Origin of the sequence: Arsukibacterium sp. UBA5043 (assembly GCA_002415085.1) — a bacterium.
Taxonomy (GTDB): domain Bacteria; phylum Pseudomonadota; class Gammaproteobacteria; order Enterobacterales; family Alteromonadaceae; genus Alishewanella.
Genome location: DIBV01000001.1, coordinates 56,902 through 76,464, shown reverse-complemented (window position 1 = coordinate 76,464; position 19,563 = coordinate 56,902). Strand labels below are relative to the sequence as shown.

Annotated in this window: 19 protein-coding genes; 7 read left to right on the top strand and 12 right to left on the bottom strand. The window is 48.9% G+C overall.

What is annotated here, in order from left to right:
* The first annotated feature begins 161 nt into the window (after positions 1–161).
* Positions 162–1,700 (top strand): hypothetical protein, encoded by a 1,539-nt coding sequence (locus tag B2Q61_RS00325; protein ID WP_414631473.1) that lies wholly within the window; start codon positions 162–164, stop codon positions 1,698–1,700.
* A 26-nt stretch (positions 1,701–1,726) separates the two neighbouring features.
* Here the strand turns inward: B2Q61_RS00325 and B2Q61_RS00320 are convergent, their stop codons facing one another.
* Positions 1,727–3,058 carry an esterase/lipase family protein gene (locus B2Q61_RS00320; RefSeq protein WP_290621239.1) on the bottom strand — a complete coding sequence of 444 codons (1,332 nt, stop codon included), beginning with the start codon at positions 3,056–3,058 and terminating at the stop codon, positions 1,727–1,729.
* A 379-nt stretch (positions 3,059–3,437) separates the two neighbouring features.
* On the opposite strand from B2Q61_RS00320, the gene B2Q61_RS00315 reads away from it, so the two are divergent.
* Positions 3,438–4,415 (top strand): glutathione S-transferase family protein, encoded by a 978-nt coding sequence (locus B2Q61_RS00315; protein ID WP_290621238.1) that lies wholly within the window; start codon positions 3,438–3,440, stop codon positions 4,413–4,415.
* 63 nt (positions 4,416–4,478) lie between these two features.
* Positions 4,479–5,249 (top strand): substrate-binding periplasmic protein, encoded by a 771-nt coding sequence (locus tag B2Q61_RS00310; RefSeq protein ID WP_290621237.1) that lies wholly within the window; start codon positions 4,479–4,481, stop codon positions 5,247–5,249.
* 148 nt (positions 5,250–5,397) lie between these two features.
* Here the strand turns inward: B2Q61_RS00310 and B2Q61_RS00305 are convergent, their stop codons facing one another.
* Both B2Q61_RS00305 and B2Q61_RS00300 read right to left on the bottom strand, forming a co-directional pair.
* Positions 5,398–5,934 carry a DUF924 family protein gene (locus tag B2Q61_RS00305; protein WP_290621236.1) on the bottom strand — a complete coding sequence of 179 codons (537 nt, stop codon included), beginning with the start codon at positions 5,932–5,934 and terminating at the stop codon, positions 5,398–5,400.
* A gap of 45 nt (positions 5,935–5,979) precedes the next feature.
* Entirely contained in the window at positions 5,980–6,591 is a 612-nt protein-coding gene (locus B2Q61_RS00300; protein WP_290621235.1) for an ACP phosphodiesterase, read from the bottom strand.
* 58 nt (positions 6,592–6,649) lie between these two features.
* Here B2Q61_RS00300 and B2Q61_RS00295 point away from each other — a divergent pair, with 58 nt between their 5' ends.
* Complete coding sequence (locus B2Q61_RS00295) at positions 6,650–7,057, top strand: glutathione S-transferase N-terminal domain-containing protein (RefSeq protein WP_290621234.1); 408 nt, start codon at positions 6,650–6,652, stop codon at positions 7,055–7,057.
* A 4-nt stretch (positions 7,058–7,061) separates the two neighbouring features.
* On the opposite strand, the gene B2Q61_RS00290 is transcribed toward B2Q61_RS00295, so the two are convergent.
* Positions 7,062–8,297: an FIST signal transduction protein gene (locus tag B2Q61_RS00290; protein ID WP_290621233.1), complete on the bottom strand. Its 1,236-nt coding sequence runs from the start codon at positions 8,295–8,297 to the stop codon at positions 7,062–7,064.
* Between the two features lie 245 nt (positions 8,298–8,542).
* Here B2Q61_RS00290 and pbp4b point away from each other — a divergent pair, with 245 nt between their 5' ends.
* Positions 8,543–10,195, top strand: a complete 1,653-nt coding sequence (pbp4b, locus tag B2Q61_RS00285) for a penicillin binding protein PBP4B (RefSeq protein WP_290621232.1) — start codon at positions 8,543–8,545, stop codon at positions 10,193–10,195.
* Between the two features lie 9 nt (positions 10,196–10,204).
* Here the strand turns inward: pbp4b and B2Q61_RS00280 are convergent, their stop codons facing one another.
* Together B2Q61_RS00280 and B2Q61_RS00275 are read right to left on the bottom strand one after the other, a co-directional pair.
* Positions 10,205–11,989: an ABC transporter transmembrane domain-containing protein gene (locus B2Q61_RS00280; protein ID WP_290621231.1), complete on the bottom strand. Its 1,785-nt coding sequence runs from the start codon at positions 11,987–11,989 to the stop codon at positions 10,205–10,207.
* 226 nt (positions 11,990–12,215) lie between these two features.
* The gene (locus B2Q61_RS00275) at positions 12,216–12,776 is read right to left on the bottom strand and encodes an OmpA family protein (RefSeq protein ID WP_290621230.1); all 561 of its coding nucleotides are present in this window, start codon (positions 12,774–12,776) and stop codon (positions 12,216–12,218) included.
* A gap of 251 nt (positions 12,777–13,027) precedes the next feature.
* On the opposite strand from B2Q61_RS00275, the gene B2Q61_RS00270 reads away from it, so the two are divergent.
* Positions 13,028–13,774 carry a class I SAM-dependent DNA methyltransferase gene (locus B2Q61_RS00270; protein WP_290621229.1) on the top strand — a complete coding sequence of 249 codons (747 nt, stop codon included), beginning with the start codon at positions 13,028–13,030 and terminating at the stop codon, positions 13,772–13,774.
* 237 nt (positions 13,775–14,011) lie between these two features.
* Positions 14,012–16,087 (top strand): collagen-like triple helix repeat-containing protein, encoded by a 2,076-nt coding sequence (locus B2Q61_RS00265; RefSeq protein WP_290621228.1) that lies wholly within the window; start codon positions 14,012–14,014, stop codon positions 16,085–16,087.
* A 10-nt stretch (positions 16,088–16,097) separates the two neighbouring features.
* Here B2Q61_RS00265 and B2Q61_RS00260 read toward each other — a convergent pair whose 3' ends face one another.
* From B2Q61_RS00260 to B2Q61_RS00235, 6 genes are all read right to left on the bottom strand, one after another.
* On the bottom strand, positions 16,098–16,307 hold the full coding sequence (locus B2Q61_RS00260) for a helix-turn-helix transcriptional regulator (protein ID WP_349678754.1): 210 nt from the start codon (positions 16,305–16,307) through the stop codon (positions 16,098–16,100).
* A complete protein-coding gene (locus B2Q61_RS00255) occupies positions 16,304–16,750 on the bottom strand; it encodes a hypothetical protein (protein WP_290621227.1) in 447 nt (148 codons plus the stop codon). The genes B2Q61_RS00260 and B2Q61_RS00255 overlap by 4 nt, the downstream gene beginning before the upstream one ends.
* A gap of 184 nt (positions 16,751–16,934) precedes the next feature.
* Positions 16,935–17,444, bottom strand: coding sequence for a SixA phosphatase family protein (locus tag B2Q61_RS00250; protein ID WP_290621226.1), 510 nt, complete (start codon positions 17,442–17,444; stop codon positions 16,935–16,937).
* Complete coding sequence (locus B2Q61_RS00245) at positions 17,431–18,009, bottom strand: GNAT family N-acetyltransferase (protein ID WP_290621225.1); 579 nt, start codon at positions 18,007–18,009, stop codon at positions 17,431–17,433. Before B2Q61_RS00245 ends, B2Q61_RS00250 begins: the two co-directional genes overlap by 14 nt.
* Before the next feature lie 72 nt (positions 18,010–18,081).
* Positions 18,082–18,852 carry a DUF3307 domain-containing protein gene (locus tag B2Q61_RS00240; RefSeq protein WP_290621224.1) on the bottom strand — a complete coding sequence of 257 codons (771 nt, stop codon included), beginning with the start codon at positions 18,850–18,852 and terminating at the stop codon, positions 18,082–18,084.
* Positions 18,849–19,484 carry a hypothetical protein gene (locus tag B2Q61_RS00235; RefSeq protein ID WP_290621223.1) on the bottom strand — a complete coding sequence of 212 codons (636 nt, stop codon included), beginning with the start codon at positions 19,482–19,484 and terminating at the stop codon, positions 18,849–18,851. The genes B2Q61_RS00240 and B2Q61_RS00235 overlap by 4 nt, the downstream gene beginning before the upstream one ends.
* Between the last annotated feature and the right edge of the window lie 79 nt (positions 19,485–19,563).

Sequence of the window (19,563 nt, the reverse complement as noted above, 5' to 3'; positions counted from 1 at the left end):
TAAGGTAAATCAGTATGGATATTTATCCCGCTTTACTTGGTTAAAAACTCACCTGCCTGCTACGCTTATTCTGACAATGCTAAGCTGCTAAATTATATTTAATTTATACAATATACCTCAGTTCAAGTCAGTGTCATCATTTCAGGGTCAGGGAGACAAGCTTGAAAGTAGTGATGAAGTTTCTGTCGGAATTACGCCGGCGCAAAGTCATTCAAACCCTTATTCCTTTTCTGGGTGTTATCTGGCTGCTGCTGCAAATTATCGCCGTGGTTACCCCACTTTTAAATTTAAGCCCCTTTGTTGCCACCAGCCTGACGATATTTCTGTTCGCCTGCTTTCCCGTGGTGTTTTATCTGGCCTGGTATTTTGATATCACGCCCCAGGGCATTAAGGTTACCGCCGTTGACTACAGCGAAAACCCTAAACCACTCGGGTTGAAATGGTGGCTGGGGTTAAGTGTGGTAATGGTTGGCTCGTTAATGCTGGGCCTGCATTATTTCGACAACGCCCGTACCGACTATGTTAAACGCAATGAAGGCCTGCTAACCAGCCTGAAAGCCAGTTCTATCGCTGTATTGCCATTTAGGGATCAAAGCCCCGAAAGTGACCAGCAATATCTGGCGGCCGGTGTTACCGAAGAGCTAACCAGTTTACTGGGCCAGGTTGCAGGTTTACAGGTGGCGTCGGCCAGTGCCGGTTTTAGTTTGGCCAGGCAAAACCTGCTGCCCGTTGATATTGCCAGGCGGCTTAAGGTGGACACTTTGCTCAGTGGCAGTATTCATAAAGTTGGTAATCAAATCCGGCTGCGGGTAGAGCTGATTAATGCCGAGGACGGCATGACCCTCTGGAGTCAGAGTTTCTCACGTCAATTAAGCGATATTTTTGCAGTAGAAACCGAAATCGCCCGGGCTATCGCTAACCTGCTGCAACAGCGGTACTTAGCAGCAGGCAGTCTGACCAGCCTAAATAACACCGCCAGCAGCGATGCCTATATGATGTACCTGCGGGGCCGCGAGCAATACCGCCTGCAAACCACTGAATCAATTAAAGAGGCACGCCGTTTATTCGAGCAGGCGCTGGCACTTGATCCGGAATACGCTATGGCCTATGCCGCGCTGGCAGACACCATTATTTCACTGGCCGAAGGCAGTGCCAGTTTTGGCGTTTTAAAAGCAGATATTGCCGCCACCTTAGCAGAGCAGCATTTAGCCAAAGCACTGGTCCGGGCACCCGGGCTGGCCGAAGCCCATGCTATCCGTGGCTTCCTGCTATTCTATTTACAAAGTAATTACGATGCCGCGCTACCGGCACTGGATAAAGCGCTAAGCCTCAACCCCAATTTAGCCCAAGCTCATTTATGGCGCTTTGCCGCCTTAGAGCAACTTGGCCGCCGCCAGGATGCCTGGCAAGCACTGCAACGGGCATACAGGCTAAACCCCGTCGCCATTACTCATCAGTATAACCTGGCCGTTAAACTGGCTGAACGTGGCGAGCTTAGCGCTGCACAAGAGCAATATCAGCAGCTAATCGCCGACTTCCCAGAATCACCTGTGGGATATATTGGTATGGCTAAACTGGATAATGCGGCTGCTCTCCCGGGAAATCCAATGCTAAGCGATGCCCAAGCTAATGCTTTACTCAACACAATTGAGCCACAACTTTTGCAGGACATCAAAGCTCTGGGATGGCAGTACCAATAACTACCCGGGAGCCAACAACCCGCGTACTACCGGCGCAGTTTAAACACGGCCGCATCAACGCTGCGCTGCATGATCACCTGTAACAACACCGTTTGGTGCGGCGTAAACAGCCAGTCAATCTGTTCTGGCGGCAGCTTTATACCGGCAGTAGCGCTGGCGGCAACACTGGTATAGCCTACCGGTTGGCGTGGTGGTTTATAATGCGGCTCGGCATTAAAGCTAATATACAACTGATTAAGCTGGTAGCGCTGGCGTAATTCACTCAGACTTGCCAGATTAAAATACAAGGTGCGATAAGCGCCGTTATCACTGTAGGCATGTACACCACATAGTAATTGCTGATATAACTCTTGCTCAAACTTCTGATCTTTTTTACCGGTACGGTAAAACTCGACAAAATAATCCTGCACGTTGTTCGCCAGATGATCGGTTAACTGACATACTATCTGACTGCGCTGCGGGCTTTTGCTAACAACGGCAGGGTCCAGCGCATTAATCTGCTGTTGCCAGTTAAAACTGTCGGCCAGCGGCTGATAATCGGTGTCTTCTACGCGCAGGGCCTTGGCCAAAATAGTCTGGGTAAGCGAGTTTTTTGGTCCTTTATCTTTAAACACCAGAGTACTGTGATTTTCGTTATCCAGAATCGCCAGCGCAATATCGCCTTTACTACGGCTAAACTGTAAACTGCCGGGTAACACAGATTGCTGCTCATCCAGCGCCACGGTGATCCGGCTGCAATTAAGATTAGCGCCGCTGATCCGCACTGTGCCATCGGAACCATCTTCATTGGCAATAGCGCTGATACCCGAATAACCGCTGTTACCAATCATTACCGTGGCCAGAATTTTACCAGCACCGTACCAGCTATCTTCAGAAAACAGATCGTTAAATGCCAGTTGCTGACTATAAGGAGATGCTAATTCCAGCCCTTTAAGAATTTGAGTACCCGTTTGAAAACCCGGTTGGCCCCAGCCTTTCACTGCCCGGCCAAAAAAACTGCGACCTTTATGGGCTAAATGCGAGCCAAAATTAGCGGGCGCCATCATCACAAAGCGTTTTACCGGATTATGGCTGGCACTGTAAAACTGGGTAAGCCATTGCCTTGCAACTAAAGAACCGGTGCTGTGTACCACCAAATCGACGCTACGGTCATCTGTCGGCAGGCCCATTTCGTGCCAGGCACGCTGCATAGCCGTGCCTAAATCGCTGTAGGTAACATCGTCGTGCATCGACAGCCAGTCACCCAGATGTAAATGTACGGTTTTTTTATTTGGTAACTGTTTGATAAATTTGCTTATGGCAGCAAAAGAGCGACTGTTGTCGCTCCAGCCATGCAGAATTATGACCGGGTTATCCATAACGTCTTCCCTGAATTAGCTGAGAAAAACCAGACAACACCGGCAGGCTGCGCCAATCTTGGTTAACGTAAATAAAGCTCAAATCAGTATAGCAAGCTTTCATAATCACGTGGCGTTAATAACCCTGCGTTAATAGCCGGGCGTTAATAGCCTGGAGCTAATGGTCTCCAGCATTTAAATCACCTGAGCGGGCAACATAAACTTTAATGGCAGGTACATAAAACACGTCAATAATACCGTCATTTTTTCTAATTTATAGGACAAACCTGCCACTATTATCCAATATCGCTGCTGGGCCATTTTGACTAAAGTAATAGCATATTGTCACTGGCAATCACTTGCCGGCTGGATAATCTGAACAAAAATTAAGGAGTTTGACATGGGCTTACTGGTAAACGGTACCTGGCAAGATAAATGGTATGACACCGACAGCAACGACGGCGAATTTAAGCGGGAAAATGCCCAATTACGTCATTGGATCACCCAGGACGGCAGCGCCGGTCCAACCGGCAAGGCAGGCTTTAAAGCAGAGAAAAACCGTTATCATTTATATGTATCCCTGGCCTGCCCCTGGGCGCATCGCACCCTGATATTTCGGCAGCTGAAAAATCTGACAGACTATATCAGCGTGTCAGTGGTCAGCCCTGATATGCTTGAGCATGGCTGGGAGTTTGATACCAGTAATCACAGTACCGGCGACAGTCTGTTTGGCTATGATTATTTACACCAGGTTTATACCCGCCACCAGGCAGATTACAGCGGTCGGGTAACGGTGCCATTACTGTGGGATAAAAAGCAAAATTGCATAGTCAGCAATGAATCGGCAGATATTATCCGGATGCTCAATTCGGCCTTTAACCCGCTAACTGGCAATTCTGACGATTATTGCCCGGCGGATATCCAACCCCAAATCGATAAAATTAACGAACTGGTATACCACAACATTAATAACGGGGTATACCGTTGTGGTTTTGCAACAAGTCAACAGGCCTATCAAGATGCTTATGCGCAGCTGTTTTCAGCAATGGATAAGGTAGAAACCATATTAAGCAATAACCGCTATCTGACGGGTGAATTGCTGACAGAAGCTGATTGGCGTTTATTTACCACCTTAATCCGCTTTGATGCGGTATATCATGGCCACTTTAAGTGCAATAAACAACGACTCGAAGATTACCCGAACTTAGCAGGCTTTACCCGCGAGCTTTATCAGTGGCCAGGCGTGGCTGGCAGCGTCGATTTTTATCATATTAAGCGCCACTATTATTTCAGCCACACCATGATCAATCCCAGCCAGATCGTGCCTGTCGGCCCCGATATAGATTATCAGGCTGCCCATCAACGCAATAGTAAGTAAAGGGTCTATACTCAATGTTAGCTGAACAACGGGTTTTGTTGGAACAACAGAGAGTGGCACATAATGCAAGCTACCAGAGACTTTGCCAAAGCACGCAGATTAGCAACAACCCTGTTGCTGCCCGTCATTTTGTTGGCTGGATTTAGCCGCAGCGTTGATGCAAAAATGCTGCGGGTGGCAGTAGCCGATTACCCGCCTTACACCTATGTGCAGGGCAATGGATTTGCTGGCGAAGGCTATCAGGCTTTCGTTAACATCATGGCTGAACTTGGTGTTAGCTATCAGGCTGAAGCAGTACCACACTTTGCCCGGGCACTAATCGATTTAGAGAATAATCAGCTGGACGCGTTACTGTTAGCAACGGAGAGCCCGGAGCGAAACGAGCTGGCAGAGTATTCAACCCCGTTGTTTTACACAGAGTGGGCCTGGGTCTGGTTAGCTGACAGACGTGACTTACATCCTGAACACGAGAAGTTTAAACACGTTGCTCAGGTATCAGCCCAAATGAATAGTAATATCTATAGCTGGTTGTCAAAGCAACACTACCAGATAACACCGGGCACCAGCGATATCAGAGGGCTTTTTAACCTGCTTGATCATAAACGGGTTGATGCCGTGATGCTGCCGGCTTTAACGGCCAAAACCCTGATCCAACAAGAGAAATTATCTCGAAAAAACTACGTTATTCGTAAACAGATAAAACTGCCTTTTGGTATTTATGTCAGTAAAAACTACCTTGCCGCCAACCCTGGTTTTATGGAGCGCCTAAATAAGGCAATAGCCGAATACCATGCCCACAAAGAAGTCGAGTCAAACCTGCAACTACCAGATTAAATTGTATTGCGATGCAGCGGTATCTGTTTGCAAGCCGAAATACCTTAACGCAGAGGTATATACCGTGACGCTGGCAATCATGAACTGTACCTTGTTTAACAATTATTATATCTGAGTACCCGCCCCCCCCGGACAGGCCCTACGTAGTTTAAAAGCCGGAACCGGGCTGTTTTAAAAACTCAATTTCCTGTTCAGTCGAAGTTCTGCCATAAATAGCATTTCGGTGCGGATAGCGGCCAAAACGATCAATTATCGCTTTATGTTTTAATTCAAACTGATAATTGCTATCCGGCGCATATTGTTTATAAAGCGGCTCAGCCAGCGAATGAATAAATTGTGATTCACTGTGCATGTAAGGCATTAATAAAAAATTGCGTTCATCAGCCGATAGCTCTTTTAATGCACCAGCGGCTACCGCTTCCTGTGCCAGCACTAATGCCATGGCATCCTGAGCAAAGGCCGCCGGAGTTTCACGGTAAATATTGCGGGAAAACTGATCAAGCAGAATAATCTCAGCCAACCGACCTTTTGCATCACTGCGCCAGCGGTATAACTCGCCACGGCTGGCTTGCTTAACTAAATCACCAAAACGGTCATGGATCAGCTGGTCGAACTGTTGGTCTTTGGCCCACCATAGTTTAGAGCTGATTTCATTAAACCAAAAATCCAGGATCTTGCTTGGCATAGCTACTCCTTGTAATCAAAGCTTCTGTAATCAAAGCTTCGCGGTTCAGTCTGTATTGATCGTGCCACGGCTAACTGACTCGAGTGCTAATTGCTGCAAATGCTGCTGCAACTGAGGATAAAACTGCAAAAAGTTATGTTCCAGTTCGGCATAACGCGGGGTAATTTCGTTAATCATTCCGCTGAAATTGTTGGCAAAGCGGATCCTGCCGGCAATATGGTCTAATGCCCGGCCAAGCTGGGTTAGATGCTGGTAGCTGGCAAACCAATCGTGGCGGCACACCCGCTGCATTGTCTGTTGCATGGGTAACGGCATTAATGGCATCGCCTGAGTCAGTTGTTGATACAGTTGAATTTTATAGTCTGAAAATGGCGCTTTGTAAAATTGCTGCCAGTGCCTGATCAAAAAGTGATCAAATAATACATCCAGCGCTACTCCCGCGAAACGGCGACGCCGCGGCGAAAACCCCGCTTTGGCTGATCTGACGATCGGATGGCTGTCAGTAAAACGATCTGTCGCACGATGATTCTCCAGACCAGCTTTAACTTCAGGATGCAAACAGTCAACACGAAGACCTTTGCAAAAATCGCCCAGCAAATTGCCGGTTAACGAATACAGATTTGGTTTTGCCAGTACAGCATGGGCCAGGTAGTTCACACTGCTCTCCCGTTTTTGGTATACTTGCGCCGATTTTACTTTACCTGCAGAGTACGCAATGCGTTTGTTTATCCGTTTATTCTTCCGGTTGCTCCGGCTTATCTTAACTCCTTTTATGCTTATTGGTGAATGGCTTACCACACCAAAAGCGATTGCTCGTGACGCGGAACAGCAACGTAACGTTGACGAAAACTGTCAACAGCTTGCTTTGTACCAGTTTAGCAGCTGCCCTTTTTGTATCAAAGTTCGCAAAGAAATTGCCCGCCTGGGTCTTAATATTGAACGGCGCGATGCTCAGCATAACCAACAGTATCGCCTTGAACTGGCGCAAGCTGGGGGTAAAGTAAAGGTGCCGTGCTTACGTATCAGTACGCCGGGCCAAACCACAACCTGGTTATATGAGTCACAAGATATTATCAGCTATTTGCAACGTCAGTTTGATAGTAGCGCTGCGGTGGTTAAGTAGCAGTTTAGCGGGTAAAAACGACTAATACCCCACTCCAGTCCAAGCCCCTGCTTTTGCCTGCTTGCGGCGCAATTTCTACGCCGCAATAAAAGCCCAGTAGCGGCACTCTGGCGTGGTTAAGTAAATTTTGCACTTCAATCGCGTCCTCCCGGCCGACTTCATGCTGCTCGTTGTCATCAAACTGAGCCACCCGGCCAGCGCAATCCATGTAAAGCGCAAATAACGGTTGCTTGCCATCCTGTTTAATTTGCTGCAAAAGCGCTTCTGTGTGCGTTCTGGCCGATACTCTGCTTAAGGCCGGACTACGACGCATTAGCTGAATTTGCATCCCTTCATGCATATCAGGCTCAAACAGGATCAGACCTTCATCATTCGGTAATATTCCACTGATCAGCCGGTTACTAAAATCATTTTCGCTAGTCAGCTCTGCTCTACCAGTAGCCGGGATACCCAGACATAGCTTACTGACCGGTGAACTTTTTCGCCAGTTGCTGCTACCAAATGCCTGATCGATAACGGTAACCGCAGGTTTGCCATCCAGGGTATATAAAAACTGGCCGAAAATGCCGGTAATAGTATAACGCTGAGTACTTAGCGGCTGACAGCCGTGCATTACCCCAATATAAGACGTTAAATTGCCACCAAACACTAAAGCACTGGCACTTTGCTGCGCAATACTCTTGCCACAAAACTGCTGGGTATGACCAAAGCCCTGATCACCCAGTAACCCTGCGCCTGCAACAGGCACCGCAGAGGACAAATTTAACTCAAGGCCCCTTAGCAGGGGCGCTGAAGGGTTCATCACGGGTGCGACATGCTCGGATCCTGCAAATTTAATTGAATCATACAGCAGCAGCAATAAGCTGGCATCAGGCATGGTCGGCAAAGCAGCGGCTAACTGCTCTCCGGCTTTAAACGGACTGTTAAACAAACCACTGGCTACTGCCATCTGACAATAGTTATCTTCAAACTTCAACACAGCTACCGCAGCCGGAAAGCCCTGATACGATGTCTGAGAATTGGTGATCACCCCAATCGCTGAGCCCCCGAATATATTAACTTCCGGACCCAGTATCCGCCGCAGACCGCGGTAAAACTCCTGATGATTCAGCCTGCCACTACAAAATGCCAGCACTAAATCAGCGTTATTAAAAGTGGCCTGCGCTATTGCGCTTTGTGCAGCTTGCTGGCCAGCGACAAAAGCATCCTCGCAATTACTGTATCCTATACCAACTTTCATAATCCCTCATCCAGAATTCCTTTAACAGAATCCCTAATACAAAATCCTTCAACCCCAGTCCCCAATCCTGCTGCTGAATTGACATTAGCCCCAGGATCACATCAACAACCAATGAATATTACACTGAATTAACTATTGCAGGAATACGGCAAATCACAAAGTTTCTGATTTGCAGACTAACTTGTTATAGTAAATCTATTCTCAGCTGATAGCGTTTTGGCCATTAAAACAGTGAAGGTAATCAGATGCGGTTATTTATTGTACTAACTCTGACAGTAGTGGTACTGACAGCGCTTGCTGGTTGTGGTGTTACTCCCAATCCAGCTGTTCCCGTTTTAACCGCGCAACCCCTTACTGCTGCAGAGCAACTGGCTCTGTCGGAACAGGCTGGCCAGCATTATCTGCAGTGGCCGGAACAACTTAGCAGTCGCTCTGGCGTCAATAACCGTCGACGCTTTACCAGTTGGCAGGGCCAGGGTCTGCTGCTGGCAGATATGGCCCAGGCAACATCAGCCATCATTTCAGTAAACAACCAACGCATAACGCTGCACCGGCAAGAACACGGTCAGCCATTTAAAATAGATATCAGCGCTTACACCCGGGACGGTGCTAATTTCCTGCAACTGATTAGCGTGACACCGGCCAGCGCCCGGATCACTCTGGCATTGCCCTATCCACAGCTAAATGAGCAACCGCTTTATGCCGAAATAAACAGCGAACGCTTCGCTGCAGTTGATAAACTTATTAACTCAGAAATTGCGGCCGGTTTTCCAGGCGCGGTGTTGCTAGTAGTAAAAGATGGCAACATCATCAAACAAACGGCTTATGGCTACGCCTTGCGCTACACCACTGACGGCATCGAACAGCCAAGTCCTGAACCAATGCAAACCCATACCTTATTTGATATTGCCTCAAACACTAAAATGTATGCCACTACCTATGCCGTAATGCAGCTGGTTAGCAGTGGTATGCTGGATATAAACCGGCCACTGAACGACTACCTGCCAGAATACCGAGGAGAAGGTCGGGAGCAACGCCTGGTTAGCGATCTGCTACATCACACCAGTGGTTATCCGCCGGAAGTCCATTTTCACCGGCCTGACAACAATAACGGTTTACTATTTTACTCTCTTAATAAAGCCTATACCGACCAGCTGCTGCTGGAACAGGTTCCTTTTGTCAGTGAGCGTGGTATAAGCGCCCGCTACAGTGACGTCAACTTTATGCTGCTGGGTCTGCTGATTGAGCGCTTGACGGCCATGCCATTAGACCGGTACTTGCAGCAGCAATTTTACCGGCCTCTGGGGTTAAATAATCTGATGTTTAATCCCCTGCAACATGGCGTAGCGGAGCAACGTATTGCCGCTACTGAACTTGATGGCAACAGCCGTGGTGGCCGGGTAAGCTTTCCGGCTAACCGCCAGGGAGTTGTTAGGGGACAGGTTCATGATGAGAAAGCTTACCATGCACTGCAGGGAGTGGCTGGCCATGCCGGTTTGTTTGCCAGTGCCCGGGATCTGGCGGTAGTAATGAGCGTGGTGGCACAGCAGGGCGGATATGGCTGGCAGCGTTTTTTCAGCCCTGAGGTGGTACAGCAGTTTACCCGACCATCCGGCTATGATCATCGTTTTGGTCTGGGCTGGCGTACCGCCGCCGGTGGTGACTTAAGCTGGCACTTTGGCGCCTATGCCAGTGATTATGCCTATGGCCACACCGGCTGGACCGGCACTGCCACCCTGATAGACCCAGCCCACAATTTAATGGTGGTGTTGCTAACCAACAAAAAGCACAGCCCGATTGTTGCTAACGGTAATGGTTATGAATTTAGTGGTGACAGCTTTGAAACCGGTCGCTATGGCACTATTATGACCCTGATTTACCAGGCCGTTCTGCAGTAAAAAAAGTCGTTATAAGTCAGCGCTGTCGGCACTCAAAAACTGCAATTGGGCCAGTTGCTGATATAGCGGGCAGCTTTGCATTAGTTCGCTATGTTTACCGACGGCAATAAGCTGCCCTTTATCCAGCACTACAATGCGGTCAGCGTGTAATACCGTACTCAACCGGTGGGCAATTATCAAGGTGGTTTTGCCCTGCATCAAATGCTCCAGAGCTTGCTTTACATAATATTCACTGGCCGCGTCCAGTGCGCTGGTTGCCTCATCCAGTAGCAGCACCGGCCGGTCGGCCAGAATAGCTCTGGCAATAGCAATTCGCTGCTTCTGGCCACCGGATAAACGCACCCCGCGCTCACCCAGCTGACTATGGTACCCCTCCCCAAGCCCCTGAATAAACTCATCGGCTTCTGCCGCTTTGCAAGCAGCAATCACATCTTGTTCGCTGGCCTCTGGGCGGCCGTAGCGTACGTTTTCCAGCACAGTAGTGGCAAAGATCACTGCATCTTGTGGTACCAGGGCAAACTGGGCGCGCAGCCCGGCAGGATCAAGCAAGCTGATATCAATGCCGTCCAGTAAAACCCGTCCTGTTGGCAAATTATAAAAACGCTGCAACAACTGAAACAGAGTCGTTTTCCCCGCACCGCTTGGACCAACCAGAGCCACCCGTTCGCCCGCTTTAATATGCAGATTAAGCTGCTGTATTACGGTTTTATCTGGCAGCTGCGGATAGTAAAAACTAATCTCTTCAAACTCCAGGGTACCGGCAACAGGTTTTGCCAAGTGGGCCGGTGTGGCAGGTGCTGCTATTTCCACTGGTATACTGGCTAATTCAATCAGGCGCTCGGTAGCACCCGCCGCTCGCTGAATCTCACCAATCACCTCGCTGATGGTAGCAACAGAGCCTGCCACTACCACCGCGTAAAATAAAAAGGCAGTAAGCTCGCCGGCAGTAATACGCTCTTGTAGCACATCCAATGCACCGACCCAGCCAACCAGGGTAACAGCACTGATACTAAGCAACATGACGACACCAATTAACAGCGCCCGGTAAAAAATACGCTGTTTTGCTGCCATCATTACCTGCTCAATTTTGCTGGCAAAATGCTGCTGATCCAAAGCTTCATGGCCATAAGCCTGTACGGTGTGAATTTCATGCAGACTTTCATCAACATGGGCGCCAATATCAGCCAACCGATCCTGACTGGCGCGGGCCATATGGCGCACTCGCCGCCCCAATATAAAGATAGGAACCAGAACCAGCGGGACAGCGACTAATACCAGGCCGGTCATTTTTAAACTGGTAAAAGCCATCATCAGTAAACCGCCAACGGCGGTAACAGCCGAGCGCAGTGCCATAGAAAAGCTGGAGCCCACCACGGTTTGCAGTACCGTCGTATCCGCGGTAAAGCGGGAAATAACCTCGCCGGTGCGGGTTTCACTATAAAAAGCGGGTGACAACAGCAGCATGTGGCGATACACATGATTGCGAATGTCAGCACTGACCCGCTCTCCCAGCCAGGTCATCAGATAAAACCGGCAAAATACCGCTGCAGCGCTAATACTGGTAATGAGTAAAATCAGTAGAACAATCGAATTTAGCCGGGCGCTATTGCCAGCAACAAACCCCTGATCGACCAGTAAACGCACGCCCTGGCCCAATGCCAGCCAGGCCAGAGAACCAATCAGCAAAAATAACATAGCCGCTATCACCCGCCAGCGATAAGGCATTAAAAACCGGCCAAGCCAGGGCAAAACGGCATGCGGGCCACTGTTTCGCGGCGTAAACAGGGTACTCATATCACCTCGAATCTTGTAAGTTACCGCTACGGTAATGATCAACGTAGTGCTCATCATAACAGGCTGTACCCGGGTAAACGAAAGATTATCAAGGTGATGAGGCAAAGGGGTTAGCGTTTTCGCAAGGCACGTCGACCATACAAACAATAGTCTGGTCGTTTTATCCTGGCACTATTGCTGCAAAACAACCATCAAACGTCAACACGCCCTGATACCGATCAGGTATTCAGTCAGTAACAGCCGCAGTTAATGGCTGTTCGAAACTGATTACCAGCTCTACCCGACGGTTAGCCGCCTTACCTTCTGCCGTGTTGTTATCGGCAATCGGCTCGGCCGGACCGCGCCCTTCGGCCGCTATCGTTTCTGCTGCCAGGCCTTGTTGCAGCATAAAGGCCTTAACCTGCTCTGCACGCTGCTGTGATAACTTATTGTTATAAGCCAGCTGGCCACTGCTGTCGGTGTGCCCAAGTACAGCAAGCCGCTGGTAATTTATACCTTTTAGCGATTCGACTATGTGAGTTAACTGCTGCTGTAATGCGCTGCTTAATCTGGCACCGTCATGTGAAAAAGCGGTCATACCAGGGAAAGATATCCTAAGCTGGTTGCCAGCCATTACCGAGGTTTCCAGTCCGCTGGCGGGTTGCAGTCTTGCTGCAAACAACGTTTGCGGGTTAGCAGACACCACGCTACCCGCGGCAGCTGTGGTGCCAGAATCATCAGGTGTATTTACACAACCTGTCGTCAGCAGGGTTATTAAGGTCGCTGCGGTAATCGATAAAGTGCGCAAAATTGATACTCCGGTTAATGATATTCAGATAACGCGCTGGAACGCAATCCACAGCGCATGTTGCAAAACAACCGCCATTCTAAATTCTTTATTTAACCAAATAAATACTATTGTTTAATATTGGTAAAAATAAATAGTGAATAACAGTCTGACAAAATGTTGAATATGCGCTGCACAGCATATAATCCCGCTTCGCAATCCCGGTAAACTGCTATAAAATGCGCCACCATAATTTAGCGTAAGCAGCCTACATGCTGTCATCAAATGCCCTTTATACCGACCTGTCGTCTTACTACGATTTAATGTGTTGCGACATTAATTATCTGACCCAGAGCAATATGGTGCACAGGCTCCAGCAGTTACTGGGCAATGGTGGTATCAAACATCTTGATTTAGCCTGTGGTACCGGCCCGCATATTCGTCATTTTATTGATTATGGCTATCAGTGTAATGGCCTGGATCTCAACCAGCCGATGCTGGATCTTGCCCGCGCCCGCTGCCCGCAAGCCAATTTTATGCTGCACGATATGGCAAGCTTCACGCTGGATGCACCGGTTGATCTGATTACCTGTTTTTTATATTCAGTACATTACAGCGGAAGTATCAATGCGCTACAACAATGCATTGCCAGCGTATCTCAGGCACTGACACCAGGCGGACTCTTTGTATTTAATGCGGTAGACAAAAATACCATCTGCAATCAGTCTGCCGTGCGTCATAGTGCTCAGCTCGACAGCAGCCATTTTATATTTGAGTCAGCGTGGCATTACAGTGGTGAGGGAGAGCAGCAAACACTTAAACTGAGCATTGCCAAAACCACTGCAGCGGCAACAGAGTTATGGCAGGATCAGCACCCGATGGTGGCAGTGAGTTTTGCACAGCTGCAGGCACTGCTTACCCCTTATTTTGAGGTGCAGATACTGGCCCACGATTACGATAAAATCACGCCCTGGGACCGGAGCTCCGGCAATGCCATTTTTGTTTGTGTTAAGCGCTGAATTCCATCCGGGCATGCGGATTGTCGTGATTAAAATGATCCAGTTGGTAGACAGCTGACACACACGCATTAGTTAAACCACATTTGATAATCAATCTGAAAACTTTCCAGCTTTTACTGCATCCAGTTGGCCAGCTCAGTCGTTGCTTGCATTGGAGGTGAGCATTTTATGCTGTATCAGGTTCAGGCTGTCGACCTGCTGTTCGCCAAACACAGTTGATAAAGCAAGGAAAACACTATGATACATTCAAAATTTGTTCGAGCGGTTCGCGGTCCGATGTCATTAAGTGCAGTAGCTCTGGCAATGCTGCTTGCGCTTACCGGTTGCGACGGTGACGATGGTGCACCCGGCCAGCCCGGAGCTGACGGTACCCCGGGTCAGCCTGGCGCAGACGGTAACCCGGGCTTTACCGCTGCCAATTTTTTAATGGCTAATAATGGCCCTGACAATAGCGGTACGGTCGATCTGATTAACCAGAATGCCGCACCGTTAAAACGCTTTTCTGGTTTGAATAATCAGGGCGTGGTGCTCGATACCCTGGGTAATCTGGTTCAGGCTGGCGATAGTAGCAATGGCAGCCTGAAAACATTCTGCCGAATCGCGACGCGCCCGGATGGCACTACCTTTGACCCGACCATTGATCGCGAGCTTACCGGTGCCGCTACCGGCCTGGTTAACCCTAAAGGCATCGCATTTTCAGACCAGCGGGGCTTAGTGTTTATTGCCGATCAAAATGCCATGCAAGTTACCGTTTATGGCGGCGCTGCCGCAGGCACTGCAGCGCCATTGGCTAGCACGACGACCGAAGCGATGCCATGGGATCTGTTTTATGATGATATTAACGATGTCTTATATGTCGCCCTAACCAATGGTGTGTTGTCTATTTACGATAATTATGTCGCCAGTGATTATGCAGCAATGCCCACCCGCAGCATTACCCCCGTCTCGGCCGATGGCATGCAATTATCCGTTAACCTGCATGGTATTGCCTATGACCGATTATCAGACAAGCTGGTTTTATCTGACGTTGGCAGTGCAAGCGATGCCACTGATGGCATTTTGTTTGTTTTAAATAATATCTCAGTTGCGGATGGTGAAGTGATACCCGCCCGGGTGATTAACGGCCCTGCTACCATGCTGGGCAATCCGGTTGATATTGTGCTCTCTGGCAGCGAACTGCGGGTAGCAGAGAAAGCCAATGATGCTATTTTAGTTTTTGCTACAATTTTTGCCGGACCAAGTGGTGATATCGCGCCAGATTTAATAACAGAATCTGTTAAGCCTGAATCATTGGTACAGTTAAGCGCATCCTCTGCTGCAGTCGATATTTCTGACAGCAGCAGTGCGCCGGTATTGCTAGGGGTGGCGGTGTCCAGTAACCCGGCAACCACTGGCCCCACCACGGGCCGGATCAGCCGTTTAACTGCGGCACTAACCAGCGATCTGGGCCAATACAATGCGCTTCAAACAATTGAGAGCGTAACGTTTGATGTCGCGGGCGACAGCTATACCAGCTTTGACACGGCCGACAGTGGCGGCATCGTTATTAGCAACCGGGTGGCGAGCCGACGCAGTGGTCAGCAATATAGCGCCGCGCAGGACCGGATCATCAGTGGCAGCAACACCGGTTTAATGTCACCAAAAGGGCTCGACATTGATTCAGCCAGTGGCTTGTTGTTTGTGGCAGAAAACAATGCCACCAGCCCCGGAATTTTAATTTACTCCACCTGCGCCAGTGGCAATGCGGCGCCGTTGCTGACCTTAAATACTACACCGGCCCGGCCATGGGATGTCGACTATGACCCCGCCAGCGATAAAGCTTTTGTCGCGCTGACAAATGGCACCGTGGCCGTTTTTGATCAGGTAACAAGTAAATGGCTGGCAGGCAATAGCAGTATTGATACGGCAGATCGCATTATTACCCCGGCGATAGGTGGTTTAGCAATAGCCGCGCCAAGCAATCTGCATGGTATTGACTACGACTTTGCCAGCGACGCATTAATCGTCTCTGATGTTGGCAGCGCAGCTGACGCCACCGACGGCAAAATTTACGTGCTAAACAATGCCGGTTTGGCCAGTGGTTTAACCAATGTGGCGGTTAATATCAGTGGTGATAATTCTGCGTTGGGTAACCCTGTTGATATTATGTATAGCGGTCAACACCTTTATGTGGCTGAAAAGTCAAATAATCTGGTGTTACGTTTCGATAATATCCTTAACAGCGCCGGCGGTAATATTGCTGCGGATGCCAGTTTTGCATTTACCGCACCGGAGTCGGTGGCGATTATTCCGCTTTATCTGACTAACCGTTAACAGCTTAACGCTATTCCTGCCACTGGAACACTTGCTCCAGTGGCAGTTTAAATTCTCCGGCAATCCGAAACGCGACCTCCAACGACGGAGAATATTTACCTGCCTCTATCGCGGCGATAGTCTGACGGGTTACCCCTACCCGTTGCCCCAACTCAGCCTGCGTCATCTCGCTTTGTACAAAACGCAGTAACCGGATGTTATTACTTAGCGATCCCTTCATCCTGCCTGCCTGCGATAACCAATAACCATTACCGAATACTGCACCAGCTCAGCGAGCACAATCATAAATAGTGCAGAATTAACAATGTGCCAGCCGTTACTGGAAAATGGCATCACCACCCCGACCAGGATCATGCCGGTTATCAGCACATAGTAAGCCGTTGTAACCGACCGATGCTTTATCGCGATATCGCGCTCATCAGCTGCTACTTTTGCATCAAGCGGGTTGCTGCGACGCAATACAATATGGCCAACAATCAAAATAGTTACCTGCACTGCAGCAGTAACCGCATAACCTGCCAGCTGTCGCAGGTCCGGCATTGGCGTTACCGGAAAGTAGCCAGTAGCCACCAGGGTAAAATACGGCCCGAAAGTAGCGAGCATAGCGGCGATAGACAACCAGGCTACTTTTTCGCGATACGGTATAACTTGCCAATGCAACATTGCGATCTCCTTGTTTGAACCGCTCTTAATGATTACTACAACGAACTCAATGGTAGTTAAAGATAACCCAATGTCAATTATATTTAACATCAAGTGATGGCAAAAATTGTTATCAGCTAATAAAACTGGTTCGCATAATCCTTTGCTGCGCAGTGTTAACGTAAGCGCTTGTTACTGTTTTTATTTAAGGTTTTGGGGCTGACTGACACTGAAATGACTGCTGTCTAATCGTCACACTGCCCTGTGCGCCCAGCTGCACCTGGTATAACAGGTTATATTGTTGTTCAGTCAGCGGTGCAACGTCGATACCGCTCAGTAATTTAACCAGTTCAGGTACGGTGTTGCTATGTCCCACCACCAGCACCGGCGCGGCGGCTGTACTTAGCTGCTGCACTAATTGTTCGGGCTTGCCGGGATCGTAGTGATTGACAGATATTTTTTTGCTATCAGCAACAGCAGCTGCCGTTTGTTGGGTACGCTGGTATGGTGTGGCATACACAGCGCCCAGAGTGATGTTGGCAAAGTAATCAGCCAGGGCTGTTGCTCTGGCCTGACCGCACACAGACAACGCAGGGTCTTTGCTATCATCCTGCTTTTCAGCGTGGCGTACCAGATAAATGGTATTAGCGCTGACCTGTAGTGCCAGCGCGCAACTGGCAGCCCCACACCAGGGTAAAAATTTAGCTATCTTCATTGATGTGCTTCCTGTATAGCACTGCGTCCACTTCACCCAATGCATCCTGATGCATATAGCGTTTAATAAACTGCATCCCCAGCTTGCGCATTACGCCAATTGAACCGGTATTATCCGGTGTGGTAATTGCTGATACATAACGCACGTTATCGTTATGTGCTAAAACCGCCATTGCTACTGCAGCTGCCGCTTCGCTGGCATAACCCTGACCCCAGTATTTCCGCTTAAAACGCCAGCCTAATTCAACATCATCTCTGCTTGGAATTAAAGTATTAAAGCCCATGGGCCGGATTAATATCCAGCCCAGATAAACGTTGTCGGCGCGCCGACATACCTGCCAGATGCCAAAGCCGCGTGGTGGGTTACGATATTGTGCCATCCGCGGCAAAAACACCTCGGTAATTTGTTGCATTGTGGTTGGCTTACCGCCAGAAAGATAACGCATTACCTCTTTGTCCTGGTCAATTTCAAACAGCAACTGGGCATCTTGCTCAGATAACAACGAAAAGCTCAGCCGTGAACTGGGCGACACAGTTAATGGTTTGGTAAGCAATGTGGCAGACACCTTAATTAGTCTCCTTGATAGAGTTGTGTCGATCAATATGGTTGTCCCTCAACCAATACCATCCGGGGGTGACTACCATGAACCGGCCGCCCTGAAAGGAAGAAACTTCAGTAAGATGATGGCGATCAGTAATGTGAAGCCAAAACTTAACAGTGACCCCAGCAAAATATATTCGGTCAGTGCCCGGTCGTGCGAATCACGTAAATCGTTATAGCGTAGCACTGATTTTGCGGCCACTACCAAACCCACCCCTGAATACTGACCGGCCAGGATCAGCGTCAGGATCAGCAGTCGCTCGGCAATCCCAATCAGATGCCCGGCAGCCGGTGAGCCCTGCTTGGCATTGGTGGCCGGCGCACTTATCTTGGTAAGCACTAAACTGATGACCACCGAAGCAGGCTTCATGAGTAGCAAATAAGCCAGCAGCAACAACAGATGCTCGGCTCTGAGCAACCCTGTGGCCAGATTTAGTAATGCGGGATACCCGGTATCAGTAAGGTACAGCCACACCAGCATGATAATTAACACATGTAGTAGCTGATCCAGCACAAAGTAACGTAAACCAGTGAAATAAGATTTAGCAACGTCAATCAGCAGATGGCTGACGGCAATCAGCAGCGCCAGGCTAAAAACCGAGATGACGCTTACTGCCGACCAGCTGAGGCGATACCACAGTATTAACAGTAACAGGTTTAAACCAAAATGAATTAAGCCATGAAAGTACAATTGGCTACAGCGCCAATGCCGCTCAGCCCGAGCCTGCACCCAGGCAGTAGGTTGTAAAAAGAAATCGGCCAGAATATGCACCAGCACTAAACTCAGGAGTAAGCTGCTATCACTCATGCTACGCTCCTTTTAATATGGCTTTGGCAATACTCGATGAACGCCTGCATCAGCTGGTAATCCGCATGGTTATTGTTCAGTAACTTAGTGACATTCTCTCTGGAGGTGCCGAGTTTGCCGGCGATATTTTCATGGGAGCTGCCTGGGGTCAGAAAATACAGTAGTAACGCTTCGGCCTGACGGGCGGTAAGTTTGCTTAGCATACTGTCGGCCATTTGCAGTGGTACCGCTAATATGTGTTGCAGGGCTTGCTGCTGACTATAAATTGCCAGCCGCTGTCCGCCAGGTAAGGTATCCAGGCCATTACCAGACAGGGTAAAAGCCGGGCCGCTGGCGCTTTTTACATCCTGACGTAAATTCGTTACCTCGCCCAGGCCAATACTAATCTTACAATCCCGATTCAGGCTTATCAGTGTTAAACGAATATAAAGAGCCAGGGTTACCGCTGCAGCAGGTTGCGGTAATAATATCTGAAACGCATCGCCGCGGTAAAAGTTGTAACTGCAGCCCAGCGTGCTGGCTTTAGCAACTAATAGCTGCTCTAACTGATACAGTACCGTATCGTATTGTTCACCGGCAATGCCGCGGGACTTGACAAAATCACCGGTTAGCACAGCATAAGTTGCTGCCATTTTTGCTCTCAGTTTTTGTTCAATGATGCTTAATGGTAACCCAATATGGTTACATGTCAAATATGTAACCATAATTGAT